Below are 872 nucleotides of genomic sequence, written 5' to 3' on the forward strand. Positions count from 1 at the left end.
AAGACTGACCATGATGCAACCTTTATGAGGATGAAAGACGACTACATGAAAAATGGTCAATTGAAGGCTGGTTATAATGTACAAATCGCAACAGAGGGTCAATACACGCTTGCCTATAGTTTGTTTTCTAATCCAACAGACACCAAAACCTTGATCCCCTTCCTGGATGAGATTGAGAAAAATTACTTTAAGCTACCGAAGCATATCGTGGCAGATGCAGGCTATGGAAGCGAACAGAATTATGACGATATACTATCTAATCGTAAACGCGAAGCTCTGATCACCTATAACATGTACATCAAAGAGCAAAAGAAGAAACAGAAACAAAATAAGTTCAATACTGCAAATTGGAAGTACGACGAAGAGAACGATACGTACACCTGCCCGAACCAGAAACAGCTGTCCTTTAAATATCATTCCATACGCGAGGACAAGACAGGATACAAACGGGAGTTTAAGATCTATGAATGTGAGGACTGTTCAGGTTGTCCGTTCCGCTCCTCTTGTACGAAAGCAAAAGAAGGTAATAATAGAAAGTTGATGGTGAACGAAAAGTGGGAGCAACAAAAAGAATATGTGAGTGCGAAGCTTTCAGAGGAAAAGACAGGTTCTATCTATCGTCAAAGAAAAATTGATGTGGAACCAGTTTTTGGATTCTTGAAGGCTAATTTGCGTTTCTCACGATTTTCTGTACGTGGGAAACCGAAGGTTGAAAATGAAATGGGTCTTGCGTTAATGGCCGTGAACTTACGTAAGTTCACGGTAAAAACTAGATAGAAGAATAAAAAATACATAAAAATAAGGAAAAAGAGAAATTGAGTGAGCTCAATTTCTCTTTTTCCAATATTAGAAGCTAGTTTTGTCCCAGCCTC

The 872-nt window shown here is 38.9% G+C and carries 1 pseudogene; it reads left to right on the forward strand.

The features are described 5' to 3' along the window. Positions 1 to 762: pseudogene (locus HF876_RS18720) on the forward strand (transposase); the annotation flags it as partial. Between the last annotated feature and the right edge of the window lie 110 nt (positions 763 to 872).

This window comes from Psychrobacillus sp. BL-248-WT-3, from assembly GCF_012843435.1.
Lineage (GTDB): Bacteria > Bacillota > Bacilli > Bacillales_A > Planococcaceae > Psychrobacillus.